The sequence below is a fragment of the Rhodococcus sp. MS13 genome (assembly GCF_013277835.1).
Lineage (GTDB): Bacteria > Actinomycetota > Actinomycetes > Mycobacteriales > Mycobacteriaceae > Rhodococcus_F > Rhodococcus_F erythropolis.
Genome location: NZ_VBTL01000009.1, coordinates 78,363 through 98,444, shown reverse-complemented (window position 1 = coordinate 98,444; position 20,082 = coordinate 78,363). Strand labels below are relative to the sequence as shown.

Annotated in this window: 21 protein-coding genes; 8 read left to right on the top strand and 13 right to left on the bottom strand. The window is 63.0% G+C overall.

Features of this window, described 5'->3' with window-relative positions; genetic code table 11:
* Positions 1–63: 63 nt before the first annotated feature.
* Positions 64–894 carry an MIP/aquaporin family protein gene (locus tag FEZ59_RS17900; protein ID WP_021345269.1) on the bottom strand — a complete coding sequence of 277 codons (831 nt, stop codon included), beginning with the start codon at positions 892–894 and terminating at the stop codon, positions 64–66.
* A gap of 239 nt (positions 895–1,133) precedes the next feature.
* On the opposite strand from FEZ59_RS17900, the gene FEZ59_RS17895 reads away from it, so the two are divergent.
* On the top strand, positions 1,134–2,117 hold the full coding sequence (locus FEZ59_RS17895) for a sugar-binding domain-containing protein (RefSeq protein ID WP_007733475.1): 984 nt from the start codon (positions 1,134–1,136) through the stop codon (positions 2,115–2,117).
* Here the strand turns inward: FEZ59_RS17895 and FEZ59_RS17890 are convergent.
* The gene (locus FEZ59_RS17890; protein WP_019744910.1) at positions 2,052–2,855 is read right to left on the bottom strand and encodes a TetR/AcrR family transcriptional regulator; all 804 of its coding nucleotides are present in this window, start codon (positions 2,853–2,855) and stop codon (positions 2,052–2,054) included. The genes FEZ59_RS17895 and FEZ59_RS17890 overlap by 66 nt on opposite strands.
* A 93-nt stretch (positions 2,856–2,948) precedes the next feature.
* On the opposite strand from FEZ59_RS17890, the gene FEZ59_RS17885 reads away from it, so the two are divergent.
* Both FEZ59_RS17885 and FEZ59_RS17880 read left to right on the top strand, forming a co-directional pair.
* Entirely contained in the window at positions 2,949–3,902 is a 954-nt protein-coding gene (locus FEZ59_RS17885; protein WP_134999137.1) for an ATP-binding cassette domain-containing protein, read from the top strand.
* Positions 3,899–4,660, top strand: a complete 762-nt coding sequence (locus FEZ59_RS17880; RefSeq protein WP_134999136.1) for an ABC transporter permease — start codon at positions 3,899–3,901, stop codon at positions 4,658–4,660. Before FEZ59_RS17885 ends, FEZ59_RS17880 begins: the two co-directional genes overlap by 4 nt.
* Before the next feature lie 92 nt (positions 4,661–4,752).
* Here FEZ59_RS17880 and FEZ59_RS17875 read toward each other — a convergent pair whose 3' ends face one another.
* The 5 genes from FEZ59_RS17875 to pdxH form a co-directional block, all read right to left on the bottom strand.
* The gene (locus tag FEZ59_RS17875; protein ID WP_019744913.1) at positions 4,753–5,115 is read right to left on the bottom strand and encodes an FKBP-type peptidyl-prolyl cis-trans isomerase; all 363 of its coding nucleotides are present in this window, start codon (positions 5,113–5,115) and stop codon (positions 4,753–4,755) included.
* Between the two features lie 101 nt (positions 5,116–5,216).
* Entirely contained in the window at positions 5,217–6,515 is a 1,299-nt protein-coding gene (locus tag FEZ59_RS17870) for a citrate synthase (RefSeq protein WP_003940509.1), read from the bottom strand.
* Positions 6,516–6,873: 358 nt separating this feature from the next.
* Positions 6,874–7,821 carry an aldose 1-epimerase family protein gene (locus tag FEZ59_RS17865; RefSeq protein WP_046379061.1) on the bottom strand — a complete coding sequence of 316 codons (948 nt, stop codon included), beginning with the start codon at positions 7,819–7,821 and terminating at the stop codon, positions 6,874–6,876.
* A 41-nt stretch (positions 7,822–7,862) separates the two neighbouring features.
* Positions 7,863–9,128, bottom strand: a complete 1,266-nt coding sequence (locus FEZ59_RS17860) for an MFS transporter (protein WP_046379062.1) — start codon at positions 9,126–9,128, stop codon at positions 7,863–7,865.
* The gene (gene pdxH / locus FEZ59_RS17855; RefSeq protein WP_042952686.1) at positions 9,125–9,838 is read right to left on the bottom strand and encodes a pyridoxamine 5'-phosphate oxidase; all 714 of its coding nucleotides are present in this window, start codon (positions 9,836–9,838) and stop codon (positions 9,125–9,127) included. Before pdxH ends, FEZ59_RS17860 begins: the two co-directional genes overlap by 4 nt.
* A gap of 245 nt (positions 9,839–10,083) precedes the next feature.
* Between pdxH and FEZ59_RS17850 the strand changes: the two genes are divergently transcribed.
* The 4 genes from FEZ59_RS17850 (at position 10,084) to FEZ59_RS17835 (ending at position 14,375) form a co-directional block, all read left to right on the top strand.
* On the top strand, positions 10,084–11,211 hold the full coding sequence (locus FEZ59_RS17850) for a citrate synthase 2 (RefSeq protein ID WP_003940025.1): 1,128 nt from the start codon (positions 10,084–10,086) through the stop codon (positions 11,209–11,211).
* Between the two features lie 63 nt (positions 11,212–11,274).
* On the top strand, positions 11,275–12,396 hold the full coding sequence (gene serC, locus FEZ59_RS17845; RefSeq protein WP_029536908.1) for a phosphoserine transaminase: 1,122 nt from the start codon (positions 11,275–11,277) through the stop codon (positions 12,394–12,396).
* A 199-nt stretch (positions 12,397–12,595) separates the two neighbouring features.
* Positions 12,596–13,537: a septation protein SepH gene (gene sepH, locus FEZ59_RS17840; protein WP_019744919.1), complete on the top strand. Its 942-nt coding sequence runs from the start codon at positions 12,596–12,598 to the stop codon at positions 13,535–13,537.
* A 52-nt stretch (positions 13,538–13,589) separates the two neighbouring features.
* Entirely contained in the window at positions 13,590–14,375 is a 786-nt protein-coding gene (locus FEZ59_RS17835) for a hypothetical protein (RefSeq protein ID WP_046379063.1), read from the top strand.
* Between the two features lie 20 nt (positions 14,376–14,395).
* Here the strand turns inward: FEZ59_RS17835 and FEZ59_RS17830 are convergent, their stop codons facing one another.
* The 3 genes from FEZ59_RS17830 to FEZ59_RS17820 are packed head-to-tail and all read right to left on the bottom strand — an operon-like array spanning position 14,396 to position 16,098.
* Positions 14,396–14,656: a DUF2537 domain-containing protein gene (locus FEZ59_RS17830; RefSeq protein WP_019744921.1), complete on the bottom strand. Its 261-nt coding sequence runs from the start codon at positions 14,654–14,656 to the stop codon at positions 14,396–14,398.
* Positions 14,653–15,459, bottom strand: a complete 807-nt coding sequence (locus tag FEZ59_RS17825) for an RNA methyltransferase (RefSeq protein WP_019744922.1) — start codon at positions 15,457–15,459, stop codon at positions 14,653–14,655. Before FEZ59_RS17825 ends, FEZ59_RS17830 begins: the two co-directional genes overlap by 4 nt.
* A 48-nt stretch (positions 15,460–15,507) precedes the next feature.
* On the bottom strand, positions 15,508–16,098 hold the full coding sequence (locus FEZ59_RS17820) for a TetR family transcriptional regulator C-terminal domain-containing protein (protein WP_019744923.1): 591 nt from the start codon (positions 16,096–16,098) through the stop codon (positions 15,508–15,510).
* A 70-nt stretch (positions 16,099–16,168) separates the two neighbouring features.
* On the opposite strand from FEZ59_RS17820, the gene FEZ59_RS17815 reads away from it, so the two are divergent.
* Complete coding sequence (locus FEZ59_RS17815; RefSeq protein WP_134999132.1) at positions 16,169–16,717, top strand: hypothetical protein; 549 nt, start codon at positions 16,169–16,171, stop codon at positions 16,715–16,717.
* On the opposite strand, the gene FEZ59_RS17810 is transcribed toward FEZ59_RS17815, so the two are convergent.
* The 3 genes from FEZ59_RS17810 to FEZ59_RS17800 form a co-directional block, all read right to left on the bottom strand.
* Positions 16,701–18,008, bottom strand: coding sequence for an MFS transporter (locus FEZ59_RS17810; RefSeq protein ID WP_007733487.1), 1,308 nt, complete (start codon positions 18,006–18,008; stop codon positions 16,701–16,703). The two genes, FEZ59_RS17815 and FEZ59_RS17810, sit on opposite strands and share 17 nt — an antisense overlap.
* Before the next feature lie 105 nt (positions 18,009–18,113).
* The gene (locus tag FEZ59_RS17805; RefSeq protein ID WP_019744926.1) at positions 18,114–18,545 is read right to left on the bottom strand and encodes a MarR family transcriptional regulator; all 432 of its coding nucleotides are present in this window, start codon (positions 18,543–18,545) and stop codon (positions 18,114–18,116) included.
* A gap of 65 nt (positions 18,546–18,610) precedes the next feature.
* On the bottom strand, positions 18,611–20,065 hold the full coding sequence (locus FEZ59_RS17800) for an NCS2 family permease (protein ID WP_020970489.1): 1,455 nt from the start codon (positions 20,063–20,065) through the stop codon (positions 18,611–18,613).
* Positions 20,066–20,082 lie beyond the last annotated feature (17 nt).

Here is a 20,082-nt window from a genome sequence, read left to right as displayed (position 1 = left end):
TGCTACCCCTTTGGTATCGAAAGAAAGTACGAGAGATTGACTGTCAGAGATAATGTTTCGCGGTCACGCCGGTATCGACGCCGGCTCTTCGGTCGCTTCCTCCGCCGACTCGTCGTCAGGCAGGAATCTTCCAACCAGCTTGTCGTAGAGGAACACTCCGATCGGAGCGCCGATCAGGGGTCCCACGATGGGCACCCAGAAATACAAGCTCCCGTACTGATCTCGCCAGGCGCTGCCGTAGCCGGTGATGAAGGACGCCAGTCGTGGCCCGAAGTCGCGCGCCGGGTTGATGGCGTACCCCGCGTTGGTCGCCCAGGCGAATCCGATTCCCACCACGATCAATCCGACGACAAACGGCGCGAGATTCGCGAGCGGCGGAGTTCCACGAGAATCGGTGACTGCAACGATGAGGAACAACAGGATGGCGGTGCCGATGATCTGATCGATCAGAGCCGAGCCGAGACTGACCGGAAGCGTTCCGTTTCCGGGCATCGTCGAGAAGATCGTCTGGGTGGCGGTTGTGTGTCCGGGATCGATCGCATTGAGCATGTCGTTGTAATTCCACCGGACTATCAACGCGGCGACAAAGGCTCCAGCGGTCTGCGCCAGGGTGTACGGCAGCACCTTGCGCCAGGAGAATCCCCGGAAGATCGCGAAGGCGAAGGTCACTGCGGGGTTCAGATGAGCACCCGTCACCCGGCCTGCGACATAGATGCCGAACATGACGCCGAGTCCCCAGGCCCACGCAATACTGTCGTGTCCGCCGAGACCCCCACCGCTCCCGCCGGACACAACCTGCGCCACAACTCCGACGCCGAACAAGATCAAGATCATCGTTCCGGCGAACTCGGCTGCCAACTCGCCCGGAAGCCCCAATCGCTTGGCTTTCTCCATCCCCACCCTCACTTCGTTGTGATGCATGTCATAGTTTGGATTGCTGCACCCGTAGCGTAAAGCCCATTGCACATTCACGCATAGCTCGTGCACATATGTGCAAATGCGTCATTTGCGCACCGTAACGCTGGTAACAGACACACTTCTGGGACTTTGCGTGATCGAGCGGCTCAACCTGGTTCTACTCGGATAAGATTCGGTTCAGTGCTCTTGCACGTACGTGCAGACAGGACGAACCCATGGAAACTCCCACTTCCGACTCCGCTACCTCCGATCCGGCGGACCCTCGCATCGCCGACGCCGTTCAGGCCGCACGCCTCTATTACTTCCAGGACCAGACCATGGCTGCCATCGGCCGCGACATGGGGGTGTCCCGATCCACCGTCTCCCGATTGATCACCTACGCGCGCACCTCAGGCCTCGTCGAGATCAAGATCAGCACCCCGCACGGCCAGGCTCCTCGCATCGAACGCGAGTTCTCGGAACGGTACGGAGTGCGTGCCCACGTGGTGACGGTGCCGGAACTGGTGGGCGATCTCGAGCGACTCGAGAAGGTCGCAACCTTTGCCGGACGCCTGCTCGCGTCGTTCTTCGACAGCGACATGGTGATGGGGATCGCCTGGGGAACCACTCTCAGTGAAGTCAGCAAGCACCTTGCCCCCAAACGCACGTACAACTCGTACGTCGTGCAACTCAACGGCGCCGCGAATACTCGCACCACCGGAATCTCGTACGCCAGCGACATCATCAGAACCATCGCCGACGCCTACGGCGCTCTCCCCCAAGGATTTCCGGTCCCCGCATTCTTCGACTACCCGGAGACCCGGGAGCAGTTGTGGCGCGAACGAAGTATCAAACGCGTACTGGACATGCAAAAGCGAATGGACCTGGCAGTCTTCAGCATCGGCGTACCGGGCGGCAACGTCCCGAGTCACGTCTACACCGCCGGATACCTCGAACCCGATGAAGCAGAAGCACTTCGACGCGACGGAGTAGTCGGCGACATCGCAACCGTGTTCTTCCGGTCAGACGGGAGCTACCGCGGAATCGAACTCAACGAGCGCGCGAGCGGCCCACGACTGGACCTTTTCGAGAAGGTCGCCAGGCGCGTGTGCATTGTCGCCGGAACAGCAAAACTGCCCGCACTGGAGGGTGCACTACGGGGCGGGCTGATCACCGACCTGATCATCGACGACGTCAGTGCCACCGCGCTGGTGTCCTGACCGCTGCACCAGCTTCTCGATTCCGTCGAGCAGTAAGCCAAGCGAGAAACTGAAATCGAAGGCATCATCGCCGGCGGCCTCACCCTCCGGGCTGCCGTCCTCGAAGCCACCCTCCTCGATTGCGGCACTCAGGTGGGGGAATTCCTCCCGATTGATGACACGAGCAATGAGAGCACCGTATGCGACGTCGTCATCTTCCGACTGCGCTGAACGAGTAGCCAGGTCGGCCGAGAATCGGGCGCGGCCGATGACGAACAACGACACGTTGGTCACCACCTGGAACTTCGACGCGGCACTCAGGGCGACACCGTCGAGGGCGCTCAGACCCGCGTCGAGCCACGCCATGTTGTTGGGCCCGGTCGGTGGAGCCGTGATGGGCAGCTTGAGCCACCACGGTCGACTCAGCATCGTGGCATACTCCTGATTCGCCCACGCCTCGAGCTTGACGCGCCAGGTCACGCCGTCGGGAATCACCGGCGGTGGCCCGATCACCCGATCCGAAATCAGTTCGATCAGTTCGTCTTTGCTTGCCACGTAGCGGTAGAGCGACATGGTCGTGAACCCGAGCGCTTTGGCCACGCGGCCCATCGACAGAGCCGTGACACCTTCCGCGTCGGCCAACTCGATCGCGGTGTCGAGAATTTGCTCGAGACTGAGCCCCTTCTTGGGACCCCGCGTTCCCGGCTGGTCCAATCCCCAGGCCAGTTCAACTGCTCTCGGTAGCGCTCCGCGATCCATAAGCTCCCACTCTTCACTCTTGCCATCATCCTAGAACTGTGTACGCTATAAACACGAGTTTATGACATACACAGTTCTTACTTGGAGGTCTCGATGTCAGGAACGATCCCCGCAATCTCGGTCCGCGGACTCCGAAAGCGCTACGGCGTTCAACAGGTACTGGGTGGACTCGACCTGTCGGTCCCGGCCGGATCGGTGTACGCCCTCCTCGGCGCGAACGGCGCCGGAAAGACCACGGCCGTAAGAATTCTCACCACCCTCATCCCCTTCGACGGAGGCGAGGTCACGGTCGCGGGGCATTCACTGCCCGGAGATCCACAGAACGTTCGGCGGCGCATCAGCGTGACCGGGCAGTACGCAGCCGTCGATACCTTGCTGACCGGATTCGAGAACCTGACCCTTCTGGGCGAACTGAATCACCTGGGCCGGAAGAACTCCCGTCGCCGTGCCGAGGAATTGCTCGACCAGTTCGATTTGACGGACTTCGGCGACAAACGCGCCGGCGACTACTCTGGCGGCATGCTCAGACGACTCGACATCGCAATGAGCCTCGTCGCCCGACCGGACGTCGTCTTTCTCGACGAACCCACCACCGGCCTGGACCCGCGGAGCCGCCACGAAATGTGGTCGATCGTTCGAGGACTCACAGCGTCAGGCGTCACCATCTTCCTCACCACCCAATACCTCGACGAGGCAGACGAATTGGCCGATACAGTCGGCGTGCTGAGCGGCGGTCGCCTCGTCGCCGAGGGAACACCGGACGAACTCAAACGCCTTGTTCCCGGCGGCCACGTCGCTCTGCAATTCGAGAACCTGGCCCAACTCGAACTCGCCGCGGCATCACTGCCGCAGGCGCATTCGAATGCCGAGACCTTGACCCTGCACATCCCTTCCGACGGAGCGGTTCCGTCGATCAAAGCCATCCTCGACTCGATCGACGATCCGTCGATCACCGTCGAGAAGTTCTCCGTTCACACCCCTGATCTGGACGACGTGTTCTTCGCGCTCACCGGATCAGGCCAACCTGAGATTGCGAGCGTTCGATGACCTCCACCATTGCAATCGATTCCGCGGTGATGCTCCGCCGGAATCTCAAACACGTTCTGCGCAGTCCGGATTCGATGATCACCGCGATAGCCCTTCCGGTCATGCTCATGCTGCTGTTCGTCTACGTCTTCGGCGGCGCCATCAACACCGGTAGCGAGTACATCGACTACGTCGTACCAGGAATCATCCTTCTGTGCGCCGGTTTCGGTGCCTCGACCACCGCGGTCAGCGTCTCGAGCGACATGAAGGACGGGGTCATCGACCGTTTCCGGACCCTGGCGATCTCTCCGTCGTCGGTCCTGACCGGTCATGTAATGGCCAGCGTCGTCCGCAACATCCTGACTACGGCGATCGTGGTCGTCGTTGCGCTGATCATGGGATTTCGCCCGACCAGCGATCCGTTGCGCTGGCTCGGCGTCGCCGCTGTGATCGTCGCCTTCGTCTTTGCCATGTCGTACCTCTCGACAGCTTTGGGGCTCTTGGCCAAGAACCCGGAGGCTGCAAGCGGATTCACCTTCGCCATCATGTTCCTGCCCTACGTCAGCACTGCTTTCGTACCGGCTGAGACAATGCCGTCATGGCTGCAGGGATTTGCCCGGCACCAACCGGTAACCCCGATCATCGAGACGGTGCGCGGACTCCTGATGGGCACGCCGATCGGGAACAGCGCGGCCATCGCCCTCGCGTGGTGCCTGGGCATCGCCGCCGCGGGATTCGTGTGGTCGAACTGGCTCTACCGACGAAAGACCGCGAGCTGACCACACAAGAAAGCCCCACACCTGACGGTGCGGGGCTGCTTGTGCTGTGCGCCTTTATTAACCGCGGGGGGTTAATAAAGGCGCACAGTGAATTACTTGGCTTCCAGCAGATCGATCACGAAGACCAAGGTCTTGCCGGAAAGCTGGTGCCCTGCACCGGCGGGGCCGTATGCCAGCTCCGGCGGAATGGTGAGCTGGCGACGTCCGCCAACCTTCATGCCCGGGATGCCGTCCTGCCAACCCTTGATCAGGCCACGAAGCGGGAACTGAATGGACTCGCCACGGCTCCAGGAAGAGTCGAACTCTTCACCGGACTCGAACTCGACACCGACGTAGTGAACATCGACGGTGCCACCGGGAACGGCTTCGGCGCCTTCTCCGACAACAAGATCCTTGATGACCAGATCGGTCGGCGCGGGGCCTTCCTGGAACTCGATTACGGGCTTGCTACTCATGGGTCCTCCTCGTTGAGGCGAAATAATGTGTACAGAAGACTAGCGGGTGGTGATGTCGCTAGGTCACGCGTCAGCGGGACGTGATGTCGCTAGGTCACGCGTCAGCGGGACGTGATGTCTCTGTAGTCACGCTCGGTGTAGCCGGTGTAGATCTGGCGCGGGCGGCCGATCTTCGTAGCCGGATCCTCGTGCATTTCACGCCAGTGCGCAATCCAGCCGGGCAGACGGCCCATGGCGAACAGCACCGTGAACATGCGCGGCGGGAAGCCCATCGCGCGGTAGATGAGGCCGGTGTAGAAGTCGACGTTCGGGTAGAGCTTGCGCTCGATGAAGTAGTCGTCCGTGAGGGCGGCCTCTTCGAGTTGCATTGCGATGTTGAGCAGTTCGTCGTCGCCGCCGAGCTTGGCGAGGATGGTGTGCGCGGTTTCGCGGACCAGCGCAGCGCGCGGATCGTAGTTGCGGTAGACGCGGTGCCCGAAGCCCATGAGCTTCACGCCGTCTTCCTTGTTCTTGACCTTGCGGACGAACTCGGCTGCGGTGCTGCCGCTGGCCTTGATCTCGTCGAGCATCTCGAGCACTGCCTGGTTCGCGCCACCGTGCAGCGGGCCCCACAGTGCGTTGATGCCGGCAGAGACGGAGGTGAACAGGTTGGCGTCCGACGAGCCGACCATGCGCACGGTCGACGTGGAGCAGTTCTGCTCGTGGTCCGCGTGCAGGATCAGCAGCATGTCGAGTGCCTTGGCGACCTCGGGATCACCCTGGTACGGCTCGGCCGGGAAGCCGAACGTCATACGCATGAAGTTCTCGACCAGGTTCAACGAGTTGTCCGGGTACAGGAACGGCTGTCCGACGGACTTCTTGTACGCGTACGCAGCGATGGTCGGCAGCTTCGCAAGAAGACGGATGGTGGACAGTTCCACCTGCTCCGGATCCTCGGGATCGAGCGAATCCTGGTAGTACGCCGACAGTGCGTTCACTGCGGACGAGAGAACCGGCATCGGGTGAGCGTTGCGCGGGAATCCGTCGAAGAACCGCTTGAGGTCCTCGTGGAGCAGGGTGTGTCGACGAATGCGGTCCGTGAAGGACTCGAGCTGGGCGTCGGTCGGCAGTTCGCCGTAGATCAGCAGGTAGCTGACCTCGATGAACGTCGACTTACCTGCCAACTGCTCGATGGGATATCCGCGGTAACGCAGGATTCCCTTCTCACCGTCGATGTATGTGATTGCAGAACTGGTGGATGCAGTGTTCACAAAACCGGGGTCAAGGGTGGTGTACCCCGTTGTGGCCAGCAGCTTTCCCAGCTCGATGCCGTCATTGCCCTCTGTTGCCCTGGCAATGGACATCGTGTACTCACCACCGGGGTAAGTAAGCGTGGGCTTTGTGTCATTGTCAGCGGGCACGAAGGATCCCTCTCAAGCTCGAACCAACGAGTAACTACATGCGATCAACTAGAAACTAGTCGCACGGGAGAGATCGTGCCGAAGGAGGGTCGCTCCACGGCTATTTTTCGGGTACTCACGAACCCGACATACCCACCGAAACTGAAACACGTTCCAGGCTGGGTTTTCCCACTCGCATGACCGGTACTCCAGTCTACGGAATCGCGCATTTACCCACACTGATCTGCAAATCTCGGCAGCTATCCGAGAATGGGACCAATGTCGGACCGTCCGGAGCACTGACACGAGGTACCGAAAACCGATCGTTATCGCCTGATGCCTACTCGGCGTTACACGATCCCACGGTATGAGAGCCGGATCACAGAGCCTTGATGCCCCAGCTACCCGTCCACGTCTGACCCGGGTGAAGCACCAGGAGGTCGATGCCCGAATTGAAGGCGTCAGGCGGGCAGGTCATCGGTTCCAAAGCCAATGCGCGGCCGCGATCGGGATACCCCTTGTCGTTGGCGGGATCTGCGATGAAGGCCTGAATCCACGGGAACTCGCGGTTGGTCCACAGGGCAGTGCCCGTTCCATCCGGAGCCAGCAGCTCATGTTGCGTCCGACCACTGCCGTCGACGACGTCCAATGCGCTGTACGGCGTGTCCAACTGAACCCCGTCGAGCGGTCTCGGTGTCCGGAAGTCGTAATCCGTACCGGCGACTGCCTGCGAATACGCGTTCGGCAGCATCCTCGCCGGATCGATCGGCAACCGCGTGCCTGCGGCCAGATGCAGTGCACATTCGTCGAGCGGAAAGTCGCCGGCGCGAATGAAGGTGTGCATTCCGAGCCCGAACGGAGACGAGGTCGCACCCTTGTTCGTGGCCGTATGCGTGACGGTCAACCCGTCGGCACCGACCTCATAGGCGATCGTCAGCTGCAACGGATACGGCCAACCCTTGTGCAGTCCGACGTCCACCGACAGTTCGACGCGCTCGTAGGTGTGGTCCACGAGGCTCCAATTGCGACGACGGACGAACCCGTGGCTCGCGTTCCCCAGCGCAGGTTCGGTGATCTCGAGTTGATGCTCGATCCCGTCGAACATGAAGTGCCCGTCGCGAATTCGGTTGGGCCACGGCGCGAGAACCAATCCGGCCGACAGCGGCGGCTTCGATCCGAGTGCCCAGGTCTCGGTCAGCGCGCGCTGACCGTTCGGTCCTTCGTGGTCGAGAAGCCGCAACCCGGCACCGGCCGCGGCGATCTCGGCTCGATAGCCGCCACCACGGATCTCGAACCCTCCCCTACCCGTGCTGTGCGGCGCAGTCATACGTACCAGTTTCCACCACGAGCGACCGGTTAACCAGGACGTCAGACGGCGCGTCCCACCTTGTAGCGAACGAACGCCGGAAATGCGAGGGCAGAAAGGACAACACCGACAATCACCAGGAAGCCGCCGCCCGCTGCCGCGACACCGGTCCCGAACAGGAAGGCCGCACCGCCGTGCAGGACGTCACCGATACGCGGACCACCAGCCACGACCACGATGAACACGCCCTGCAGTCGTCCGCGCATGTCGTCGGTTGCCACTTGCTGAAGCATCGTGCTGCGGAATGCGGCCGAGACCATGTCGACGGCGCCGCCGAATGCCAGGAACGCAACCGCCACCCAGAGCAGAATCACACTGGAACCGGGACTCGCGAAGTACACCGCTACTCCGAAGCCGACCATGGACAGCCCCCACAGTGCGATGCAGACCAGCACGGCCCGCCCCTGGTACTGAACCCGTGGCAACCAACCCGAGAACACTCCGCCCAGAACGGCTCCCACCGACATCGCCGCGAACAGCAGTCCGAGCGCAAAACCGCCGCTGGCGGGGTCACCGAAGGATTCGTGTGCGATCTCCGGGAACAGTGCTCGCGACATCCCGAACACCATCGCGATGATGTCCACCACGAACGACGCGAGCAGAACCTTCTGCGTCGCGAGATACGTGAAACCGCCCAGAACCTCGCTGAGCCCGGCCCGCCGAGACGTGCCGGTCGGCGGAATCGCCGGGAGCTTCCACACTGCCCACAACGTGGCGATCAGAAAGATCGAGTCGAGCAGGTACAGCAGTTGCAGACCGGCCGACGGTATGAGGACACCCGCCAGTAGCGGGCCGGCTATCGCACCGAACTGCACGACAGTCATGTTCAGCGAGTTCGCGGCAGGTAACTGCCTGCCCGGGATCAACCGAGGGATGATCGCCGCTCGCGTCGGTTGGTTCACCGCGAAGAACGCCTGTTGAACCGAGAACAATCCGAGCACCAACCACACGTTGTTCACGTTCAGAGCAGCCTGGATCCAGAACAGCACCGACGTGACACCGAGTCCGACCGAGGTGATCATCAACAGCCGTCGTCGATCCATGACGTCGGCCAGTGCGCCGCCCCACAGACCGAAAACGACCAGCGGGACCAGACCGAAGATTCCCGTCAGACCGACGTAGGCCGAGCTTCGGGTGATCTCGTACACCTGTTGCGGTACGGCGACCACACTGAGCTGAGCGCCGATGACGGTGACGATGCCGGCCGTCCACAGCCGTCGATAGTCGCGATTCTCGAGCGGAGTCGTGTCCGCGAGTAACCGGCTCACGGCTGGAGACGGACGGCGGACCACTGTCCGTCGACCAGGCTCGTGCGAACTCGATTGTGCATGCGGTTGGCGCGTCCTTGCCAGAACTCGACGGACTCGGGCCGAATCAGAATCCCGCCCCAGTTCGGTGGCACCGGAATCTCACCGTCCACGCCGAATCGCGCGGCGACCTCACGCAGTTGCTCGTCGAGATCGGCACGCGAGTCGATCGGACGAGACTGCGACGACGCCCACGCGCCGAGCTGCGATCCACGAGGCCTGGTTCGCCAATAATCCTGCGTCAGTTGAGCACTCACGCGCTCGGTGGTGCCGCGGACGATCACCTGCCTGGCAAGGGTCAGCCACGTGAAGTTGGCCGACGCGTACGGGTGCGCGTCGAGGTGACGAGCCTTGTCGGATCCGTAGTTGGTGAAGAAGAGGACACCGTCTTCGCTGAGCCCTTTGCAAAGCACGGTCCGCGACGCCGGACGGCCACCGTCGTCCACCGTCGACAGAGTCATGGCGTTGGGCTCCGGCGCGTCAGCTTCGACGGCGTCCACGAGCCATTGACGCATGAGGGGCAGCCAACCGGTCTCGACGACCGAGGTATCCAATTCCGCACTCATGCGGTCCTCGACGGACTCCGATTCGCTGCCTGCTTGCGGATAGCCCACACGCATGGCCGCGAGTTCGTTGTCCACCGCCTGCGGGTCCTGACGTTCATTCGACACAGCCGAGAACGCTACTCCCGGGTACTCACTGGCCAACGGCTACGCGGCACGCGCTAAAGTTTGCCGTGGCTAGACCCGACCCGGACCGCGAGCCGCACCAGCGACAGCAACCGAATCGGGACGAGACGATTGCGCAGTACAAAACACGGTGCGTGCTCATCCCTGCGAGCACCGAGGCGCAGTCACTGAAGCTGAGGCAGTGCGACTGTAGACCTGGCGCACTCGAACGAGGAGAGTCCACGAGAATGGCAGCGAGCGCAGCAATACCGGACGATTTTGTGAGCGGACTCGAAGGCGTCGTCGCCTTCACCAGCGATATCGCAGAACCCGACAAGGACGGCGGCGCACTGCGCTACCGCGGTGTCGACATCGAAGACCTGGTCGGCCAGAGGGTCACCTTCGGCAACGTATGGGCCCTTCTCGTCGACGGCCGCTTCGGCCCCGGCCTCCCGCCGGCCGAGCCCTTCCCCCTCCCCATTCACACCGGCGACGTCCGTGTCGACGTCCAGGCCGGACTGGCGATGCTGGCTCCCATCTGGGGATACCAGCCGCTCCTCGACATCGATGACGAGACCGCCCGCGACCAGCTCGCCCGCGCATCCGTCATGGCACTGTCGTACGTCGCGCAGTCCGCTCGCGGCATCTACCAGCCTGCAGTCCCCCAGAGCCGCATCGACGAGGCCAAGACGGTCACCGAGCGCTTCATGGTTCGCTGGAAGGGTGAGCCCGATCCGGCACACGTCGAGGCAATCGACGCGTACTGGGTCTCGGCAGCCGAGCACGGCATGAACGCCTCCACCTTCACGGCCCGCGTCATCGCCTCCACCGGCGCCGACGTCGCTGCCTCGCTTTCCGGCGCCATCGGCGCGATGTCCGGCCCGCTGCACGGCGGCGCACCGGCCCGCGTTCTTCCGATGATCGAAGAGACCGAGAAGACCGGCGACGCCCGCGCACTGGTCAAGGGAATCCTCGACCGCAAGGAAAAGCTCATGGGCTTCGGACACCGCGTCTACCGCGCCGAAGATCCCCGTGCACGCGTGCTCCGCGCTACCGCGAAGCGCCTCAACGCTCCCCGCTACGAAGCTGCCGCAGCTCTCGAGCAGGCTGCACTGGCAGAACTGCGTGAGCGTCGTCCCGATCGCGCGATCGAGACCAACGTCGAGTTCTGGGCCGCCGTCATCCTCGACTTCGCCGAGGTTCCCGCGCACATGATGCCTGCCATGTTCACCTGTGGCCGCACCGCCGGCTGGTGTGCACACATCCTCGAGCAGAAGCGTCTCGGTAAACTGGTACGCCCGGCCGCCATCTACACCGGCCCGGCGCCCCGTACTCCGGAGTCGGTCGAGGGCTGGGACCAGATCAGCCACGCGTAGTACCCCGCTCGAATTCGCCAATCACGGTAGTACAGAACACAAGTGAAGGAACAGAAAGAAGCGATGACCTCCACACCGATCATCCCCGCCGACCTCAAGCCCGCCGACGGACGCTTCGGCTGCGGTCCTTCCAAGGTTCGCCCCGAGCAGCTGCAGTCCCTGGTCGAGGTGGGCGCTTCGGTGTTCGGCACCAGCCATCGCCAGAAGCCGGTCAAGAACGTTGTGGCCAGCATTCGTTCCGGCCTCGCCGATCTGTTCTCACTGCCCGAGGGCTACGAGGTCGTCCTCGGCAACGGCGGAACCACTGCGTTCTGGGATGCGGCCGCATTCGGCCTCATCCGCGAGAAGTCGCTGCACCTGACCAACGGCGAATTCAGCTCCAAGTTCGCTTCGGTCGCCAAGGCCAACCCGTTCATCGGTGACCCGATCGTCGTTTCCGCCGATCCGGGCAGCGCACCGGTGCCGGTCTCCGACCCGTCCGTCGATCTCATCGGCTGGGCGCACAACGAGACCTCCACCGGTGTGTCGATCCCCGTCTCGCGCCCCGCGGGTTCGGAGAACGCACTGATCGCCATCGACGCCACCTCGGGCGCCGGTGGACTTCCGGTCAACGTCGCCGATTCCGACGTCTACTACTTCGCTCCGCAGAAGTGCTTCGCCGCAGACGGCGGACTGTGGATCGCGCTGATGAGCCCGGCCGCCCTCGAGCGCGTCGCGGAGATCAAGGATTCGGGACGCTGGACTCCTGACTTCCTCTCACTGCCCATCGCCGTGGACAACAGCTCCAAGGATCAGACGTACAACACCCCGGCCCTGGCCACCCTCCTGCTCTTCGCCAACCAGATCGAGTGGATGAACAGCAACGGCGGCCTCGACTGGACCACCGCACGCACCGCGGATTCGTCCTCGCGCCTGTACAACTGGGCCGAGGCCAGCGAGTTCGCAACGCCGTTCGTCGCTGATCCGGCACACCGCTCGCAGGTTGTCGGCACCATCGACTTCAAGGACGACGTCGACGCTGCCGAGGTGGCAAAGATCCTGCGCGCCAACGGAATCGTCGATACCGAGCCGTACCGCAAGCTCGGCCGCAACCAGCTGCGCGTCGGCATGTTCCCGGCCATCGACCCCGATGACGTCACCGCTCTCACCAAGAGCATCGACTGGGTCGTTTCTCAGCTCGGCTGATTTTCATACTGCTTCACCGCTCGGCCCCCGACATGATGTCGGGGGCCGAGCGTCGTTTGCGCCAGGCCTTGTGAGCTACCACACCGGTGGTCGGATCCGAGGTCATCTCGCCCTGCGTGTCCTGCCGAGTCCATGGTCACGAATGAATTACAGTTGAGCGCGGCGCAAAGTCGCGAGCCGGCGCGATAAGGAGGTCAATGTGCGAGAGCTTCGAGTGATCGGACTTGAACCCGATGGATCGCATGTGGTGTGCGCAGATGCTGAAACCGGCCAGAAATTCCGGCTTCCCGCCGATGACAAACTTCGTGCAGCTTCCCGCGGAGACGTGGCTCGACTCGGCCAGATTGAGATCGAAATGGAAAGCCAACTCCGTCCCCGCGAAATTCAGGCGCGCATTCGTTCCGGTGCTTCCGTAGAGCAGGTCGCCGAAGAAGCGAAGATCCCCATCAGCAAGGTCGAGCGCTTTGCGTACCCCGTTCTGCTCGAGCGTTCCCGCGCCGCGGAAATGGCGCAGGGCGGACACCCGGTACGCGACAACGGCCCGACGGTTCCCACCCTCTCCGAAATCGTGACCCACGCATTCCGCGCCCGCGGCCACAGCATCGACGAGGCCACCTGGGATGCCTGGCGCGACGAGGACAATCAGTGGGTCGCGCAGTTGCAGTGGCAGGCCGGCCGCACCACCAACGCCGCACACTGGCGCTACCAGCCCGACGCGCACGGCGGAACGATCGTCGCACTCGACGACGCGGCATTCGACTTGATCGATCCCGACTTCGGTCGCCCGCTCCGCGGCCTGGTACCGGTGGTTTCGAACGAGCCGCAGCAGCTTGAACTGTCCCGATTCGACGTCGAACCGGTGGCGGAGATCGAGCCGGAGCCCGCAGCAGTTTCCGAGCGAACAGCAGTTTCCGAGCGGACAGCAGCTTCCGAGCGAACGGTGGTGGCGGAACGAATCGTGGCGCCCGAGCCGATTGCTGTCGAGCCGGAAACAGTCGTCGACGAAGAGGTTCCCGAGCCTGCACCGGACGTGACCCCGAAAACCGCTCCGCAGCAGACGCAGACCAAGGACAAGCGCGGACGGCCTGCTCTTCCCTCGTGGGACGACGTACTCCTCGGGGTCCGCAGCAGCGGTCGCTGACCCGAAGGAAAGTATTCTTCTTTCGAGCGAGGCTGAGGAGAGAGGGCTGCCGGTGGCTGCACGGGTATCGACGATCTGGTTTCTGGGCGGCGCAGACGCTCGCACCGAATTGAGCAAGTACCCACAGCCGGATCAGACCGAGGCGCTGAAAATCGCCATGTCGCTGTACCCGGACAAGGAGTTCGAGTCTCTCGGTCCTCAGCCGCTGTCGATGGCCGCGACGGTGAGCCCCGGCTACGTCTTCGTCGGCGCGTACGGCCGAGTGAGCGTCGTCTGCAGTTCCGAACTCAGCACATTTGTCCCCTCGAAACTGCCTGAGTCCTGGCACCTTTCGGCCGAGGGTGGCTCGACGCTGTTGATCAGCTCCGTCCCCGAAACCGCGCAGGGTTCGTTTGCACTGTGGGAGAACGGCGAGCTACGACGCTCGTTCAGTGCCATCCCGATCGACATCGTCGAAAATCTGGGGATCCCGCAGACGTGGGAACTGGAATTCTGGGCCGGCAACCATCCCCTGCGTTACCCGCCCGGGATCCTGCCCGATCCGCAGTCACTTCCGTTCCACCCGCAGCAGTTCGCGGAGTCCGCCAACCTCGAGTGGCTGGGATTCCGATACACCGGCGCGCCGCGAGAACACGAACTCGACACAACGCAGATTCTCCTGTGGGGCTTCAAGATTCACCGCCCCGGCGAGGCACCCAAACCTGCGCCCCCAGCTCCCGTACCGGTACCCGAGCAGGCGCCGACAGAGATACCCATGCCCGAAAACATGCCGCCGATCCACGACGCACCCGTGGCCAAGCCGCGCGGTCGCCTCGCCCGGTACTTCGGGTTCAAGTAGCGCGAACAAGCATCACACAGTCACGCGGCTATCGCTGCGATCCACCCGAGCGGAACGCCGACTACCGCGCCGTAGACCACCCATCGCCACACGGGGACGGCTCGCCAGCGCCAGACGGTCGGCGCAAGTCCGCCTACCGCAATGATATTGACGACAACCGCCAGGAGCACGTTCACGTTGCCGAGCGCGACGCAGAACGCCGCGACGGCGCTGGTCGAGAGCATCGCGGCGAATACCGACACCGCGATTCCGGTGAACCAGGGCGTGCGGTCCAGAGTCACCGGCCGGTCCTGACACGTTCGTAGAAGGCCATCGCCGCTGCGGTCGCGACGTTGAGCGAATCGGTACCAGGTGCCATCGGTATCTTGGCACGAATGTCGGTGGCCCGCATCGCATGTTCGGTCAGACCTGGCCCCTCGGCGCCCAGCAGTAGCGCCACCTTCTCCCCGGTCATCGCATCGGCCAAAGTGACCGCTTCCGGATTCGGAGTCAAGGATATGAGCTGAAAACCGTTGCCACGCAGCTCATCCAAGTCATGTGGCCACTTTGCCACATGCGCGAAGGGCACTCGCAGCACGTGCCCCATCGACACACGGACCGACCGCCGGTACAGCGGGTCAGCACAACCCTTCCCGAACAGAACGGCGTCGACGCCGAGCCCTGCAGCGTTGCGGAACATCGAGCCGAGGTTCTCGTGATCGTTGACGCCTTCGAGGACCACGACGGTCTTTGCGTCCTTCAGCACGTCCGAGACCGCGAGTGGTGCCGGGCGCGCTGCTGCAGCGAGGACGCCACGGTTCAGGTGGAATCCGACGACCTCGGCCATCACTTCGGCGCTCGTACGGTAGAACGGCACGTCCACACCGTCGAGATCGTCAGCGAGCTCCAGGAGCCGTCGTTCGACGCCGAGAAGACTGATCGGCTGGAACCGCGACGTCAGCAGTCGCTGAGTGACGAACACTCCTTCGGCGATGACCAGTCCCTTGCCCTCCGGCAGGTCGGGGCGCCGATCCGAGGAGTTGAGATCGCGAAAGTCATCCAACCGGGGGTCGGCGGGATCTGAGATGTCGATGACGTGAACCACGGGTCTATCGTGCCGTACGCACCGCGGGCCCCCGCCACTACTCCCGACCTAGCGCAGCAGCGTAGCGAAATGCGCGTCGAGCACCTGGCCGATCACCTGCGGATTGGTTCGCTCGGGATTGTCGACGCCGTGCGACGCGAGCCCGTCGGCGAGCGCATGCAACCTCATCGCCTCGATGTCGACCGAAGCGTCCGGCTGCAGGAATCCTGCATCATGTACGGCCTCGACAAATGTTCGATAGTGCTCGAACAGCGTCCGGTCCGTCTCGTCACGCACTGCGGTCAACGTCGAATCGGTCTGGGCGGCAGCAGCAAACGCCTCCCAGACCTGCATTTCTTCACGCCGATCTTCGTCGAGGGGAACGAACTGATCGGTGAACTGGCGGATCGCGCGGCGGATGTCGGGATCGAAGTCGATGCCGGCGATTCTCTTCTCCACTCGGACGGTCACGAGCGTCATCGCGAACAGCAAGAGTTCGGACTGCGTCGCGAAGAAGTGCCTTAGCGACCCCGTCGACATCTTCGCCTCGTCCGCGACGGCCCGGACGCTCGCGCTCGCCACACCATCACGACGGATCACACGCCAGACAGCCTCGGCGATCTCTTCCCGTCGCTCATCGGGGCTGCTTCGTTTCACCACTTCACAAAGCTAACACAGTTGTGCTAGTTTTCGATCACTAACACAGTCGTACTAGAAATGAGCTGATGTCATGATCGTCCATCTGATCATCGCGTGCGAAATCATGTTCTGGGTGTTCATCGCCGCCGGTCTCGCCGCCCGCTATCTGCTGCGCCGCAAGACGCTGGGTGCCGCACTGCTCATCTGCGCACCCCTGGTCGACGTCGTCCTGCTCGTCGCCACAGCCCTCGATCTTCGGGGCGGCGGCGAGGCGAACTTCACCCACGGGCTTGCTGCGGCCTACATCGGCTTCTCCGTTGCGTTCGGGCACAGTCTCATCTCCTGGGCCGACGCCAGGTTCGCCTACCGATTCGCCGGCGGCCCGGCTCCCGTCGCGCCACCCGAGTACGGGAGTGCGCGAGCACTGCGCGAATGGCGCGAGTTCGGCAAAGCCGCGATCGCCTGGGCCATCGCGTGCGGACTTCTCGGCGCGGCCATCTTCCTCGTCGACGACCCCGCACGTACGGGTGCCCTCGACGGATGGATCAGCAAGCTGACAGTGGCGCTGGGAATCTGGGGAGCAATCGCCCTGAGCTACACGGTGTTTCCCAAGCGCGAGAAGGTCACGGCGCGCGGCTAGCCTCGACTGCCTGTTCGGTCGCGTCGCACACGATCACCGGACGCAGGACGAACACCGGCAACCTTCCACCGTCTTCCGGCCTCGCAAGACGAAGTTTCAGCCCTTCGCTACGTAGCAGGTACACCCCGGCCACTGTGCCCGAGACGAGCGAGATCACTCCGCCCACGATCAGGGGCGCACGGGGATCCACGGAGTCGGCGAGCCAACCAAGCAGCGGGCTTCCCAGCGGTGTGCCACCGAGGAAACTGAGCATGTAGATGCCCATCACCCGCCCACGCATCTCGGAGGGGACCGACATCTGCAGGATGTTCATCGCGGACGTCGTGAACGTCAACGTCAGTGCGCCCGTGGGAATCAACATCAGCGCCACCAACGCGTAGGTAGGCATCAATCCCACCGCGACCTCGAACACGCCGAAAGCCACGGCGGCACCGAGGAACGTCCGCAACCGCGGCGCTTCCTTGCGCCTTGCGGCATACGCAGCGCCTGCAAGGGTTCCCACGGCAAGCGTCGTGGACAGCAGTCCGTAACCGTCGGCTTCGAGACCGAACGTGTTGCGCGCCATCACCGCCAGGCTGATCGCGAAGTTCAGGCCGAACGTCGAGACCATGAAGACGGACACCATGATCACCCGAAGGTCTTTGCGACCCCACACATATCGGAACCCGTCGCGCACCTGCCCCTTGGTACGCGGCGCCGGTTCGGACGGGATCAGCTCCTTCTTGTTCATCAGGTACAGCGCGATGAGGACCCCACCGAACGTCGCGACGTTGAGCAGGAACACCCACCCGGTTCCGATCAGGTTGATCAAAACACCCGAGATGGCCGGACCGACGATGCGGGCCGTGTTGAACGTCATCGAGTTGAGCGCGATGGCATTGGACAGGTGTTCCTTGCCCACCATCTCGATAGTGAACGACTGACGCACCGGTGCGTCGAGCGCCGAGACACAGCCGAGGGCAAAGGCGATCAGGAAGACGTGCCACAACGCGACGAGCCCACCGACGTCCAACAGACCCAACACCAGTGCGCATACCGCACTCGCCCACTGCGTGAAGATCAGGATCCGACGCTTGTCGTACCGATCGGCCAGCACCCCACCCCACACCGACAGAAACAGCGTCGGACCGAACTGCAAGGCCATGACGATGCCCACCGCCAACGCGTTGCCGTCCGAGAGCGTCAGTACCAGCCAGTCCTGGGCAATACGTTGCATCCACGTGCCGACCAGAGAAACAATCTGTCCGGAAGCCCAAAGGCGGTAGTTGCGGTTGTGGAGCGCGGCAAACATGCCGGAATCGGGGTCTCGGGGCACTCCACCATCTTGCCCCTCGAGTAATTCGTTTGGGCAACGACCTCTATGTAGCGGAGCTACGCGACCGCATAACTCGCGGAACTACTCCGTCTTGTTGACCATCTCCGTGATGATCCCGACGGCACCGCGCAGCGTCGCGAGTTCTTCGCCACCCAGCCCGGCCAGCTGCTCGTTCATCCACGCCTCACGCGCATGGGTCTCGTCCGCGAGCAACGCCTGCCCGGCGTCGGAGAGATTCACGATGATCTGACGACCGTCCGTGGGATGCGGCGAGCGCTCGACCAGACCGAGCTCGGCGAGAGAAGCAACAACGCGCGTCATCGACGGCGGCTGAACTTTCTCACGTGCTGCGAGTACGCCAGGGGTCATCGGGCCGTACTGATCCAGGCTCGCCAAAGCGGACAGTTGCGTCAGCGATACCTGAGCGTCGACTCTGCGGCCGCGCAGATGCCTGGTGAGACGCACTACAGCCAGGGAAAGATCGCTGGCCAGCGCACGAGTTTCGGTGGTCACGCGTCAGACAATACGTCAAGAGCTGGCCGGTAGCTCACGTAATCGAATACCGGTCAACCCTGATTTCACGTAAGGGCGTCGGTAATGGGTCCGACAGTGAAGTAGGCCACAAAAAGTGCCGCCACGATCCAGAGCAACGGGTGGATCTTCTTGATACCACCGCTGGCAGCGTGCAGGACCACCCATGAAATGAAGCCGACACCGATGCCGTTGGCGATCGAGTAGGTGAACGGCATGACGATCATGGTCAGGAACGCCGGGAGTGCCACCGAGAACTTGGTGAAATCGATGTCTCGGACCTGTCCGATCATCAGCGCACCGACGACGACGAGGGCAGGCGCAGCTGCCTCGATCGGCACGACGGAGTAGAGCGGCGTCAGGAACATCGCGACGAGGAAGAGCAGTCCGGTCACGACATTTGCCAGGCCCGTGCGGGCGCCTTCGGCGATACCCGACGCGGATTCCACGAACACGGTGTTCGACGACGCCGAAGCGCCACCGCCCACGATCGCGCCCGCGCCTTCGACGACAAGCGCGCGACCGACGTTGGGGAGGTTTCCGTCCTTGTCGGTCAGGCCGGCTTCCTTACCGAGACCCGTCATCGTGCCCATGGCGTCGAAGAAATTCGCGAGCACGAGGGTGAAGACAAGCAGGCTGGCGGCCAGAACACCGATGCGGGTGAACGCGCCGAAGATGCTGACGTCGCCGACCAGGCTCAGATCAGGCATACCACCGAGCATCTCCGGGATCGCGGGGATGCTGAGGTTCCAGCCCTTGGGGTTGGTTCCGAGCGAGGGTCCGACATCGGCAACTGCCTCGATGATCGCGGCGAGGATCGTCGTGACGACGATGCCGATCAGCAGTCCACCACGAACCTTGCGCACGACCAGAACACCCATGAGCAGGACACCGAAGATGAACACCACGGTCGGCCACGAAGCGATCGAGCCGTTGATTCCGAGTCCGACGGGAACCGTCGTACCGGCGGCATCGGGGATGCGGCGGACGAATCCGGCGTCGACCAGTCCGATGAAAGCGATGAACATGCCGATACCGGCCGCGATCGCGGACTTCAATGCCGAGGGAATCGCATTGAACACCGCAGTTCGGAAACCGGTGAGTGCCAACAGAACGATGATCACACCGTCGATGACCACCAGTCCCATCGCCTCGGGCCAGGTGACCTGAGGTGCGATGGTGACGGCGAGCAGGCTGTTGATGCCGAGACCCGCGGCGATGGCAAACGGATAGTTGGCAACGAGACCGAAGACGATGCTCATCAGGCCGGCAACCAGAGCGGTGACCGCAGCCACCTGGTTGACCGGAAGGATGTTGCCGAGAACGTCGGTCTTCGCTGCAGCGTCGTCAGCCGAGAAACTGCCGAGGATCAGGGGGTTGAGGACCACGATGTAGGCCATCGCCACGAAGGTGACGACACCGCCGCGAACCTCGGTCGAGATCGTCGACCCTCGTTCGCTGATCTTGAAATAGGTGTCGAGGATCTTGCCGGGTGCCGCCATGTTTGTTCTTTCCCCAT

Bases quoted from the DNA above. Each gene is read 5' to 3' on its own strand.
- FEZ59_RS17900 (WP_021345269.1), bottom strand. From the start codon at position 894: ATGGAGAAAGCCAAGCGATTGGGGCTTCCGGGCGAGTTGGCAGCCGAG.
- FEZ59_RS17895 (WP_007733475.1), top strand. From the start codon at position 1,134: ATGGAAACTCCCACTTCCGACTCCGCTACCTCCGATCCGGCGGACCCT.
- FEZ59_RS17890 (WP_019744910.1), bottom strand. From the start codon at position 2,855: ATGGATCGCGGAGCGCTACCGAGAGCAGTTGAACTGGCCTGGGGATTG.
- FEZ59_RS17885 (WP_134999137.1), top strand. From the start codon at position 2,949: ATGTCAGGAACGATCCCCGCAATCTCGGTCCGCGGACTCCGAAAGCGC.
- FEZ59_RS17880 (WP_134999136.1), top strand. From the start codon at position 3,899: ATGACCTCCACCATTGCAATCGATTCCGCGGTGATGCTCCGCCGGAAT.
- FEZ59_RS17875 (WP_019744913.1), bottom strand. From the start codon at position 5,115: ATGAGTAGCAAGCCCGTAATCGAGTTCCAGGAAGGCCCCGCGCCGACC.
- FEZ59_RS17865 (WP_046379061.1), bottom strand. From the start codon at position 7,821: ATGACTGCGCCGCACAGCACGGGTAGGGGAGGGTTCGAGATCCGTGGT.
- FEZ59_RS17850 (WP_003940025.1), top strand. From the start codon at position 10,084: ATGGCAGCGAGCGCAGCAATACCGGACGATTTTGTGAGCGGACTCGAA.
- serC (WP_029536908.1), top strand. From the start codon at position 11,275: ATGACCTCCACACCGATCATCCCCGCCGACCTCAAGCCCGCCGACGGA.
- FEZ59_RS17815 (WP_134999132.1), top strand. From the start codon at position 16,169: ATGATCGTCCATCTGATCATCGCGTGCGAAATCATGTTCTGGGTGTTC.
- FEZ59_RS17810 (WP_007733487.1), bottom strand. From the start codon at position 18,008: ATGTTTGCCGCGCTCCACAACCGCAACTACCGCCTTTGGGCTTCCGGA.
- FEZ59_RS17800 (WP_020970489.1), bottom strand. From the start codon at position 20,065: ATGGCGGCACCCGGCAAGATCCTCGACACCTATTTCAAGATCAGCGAA.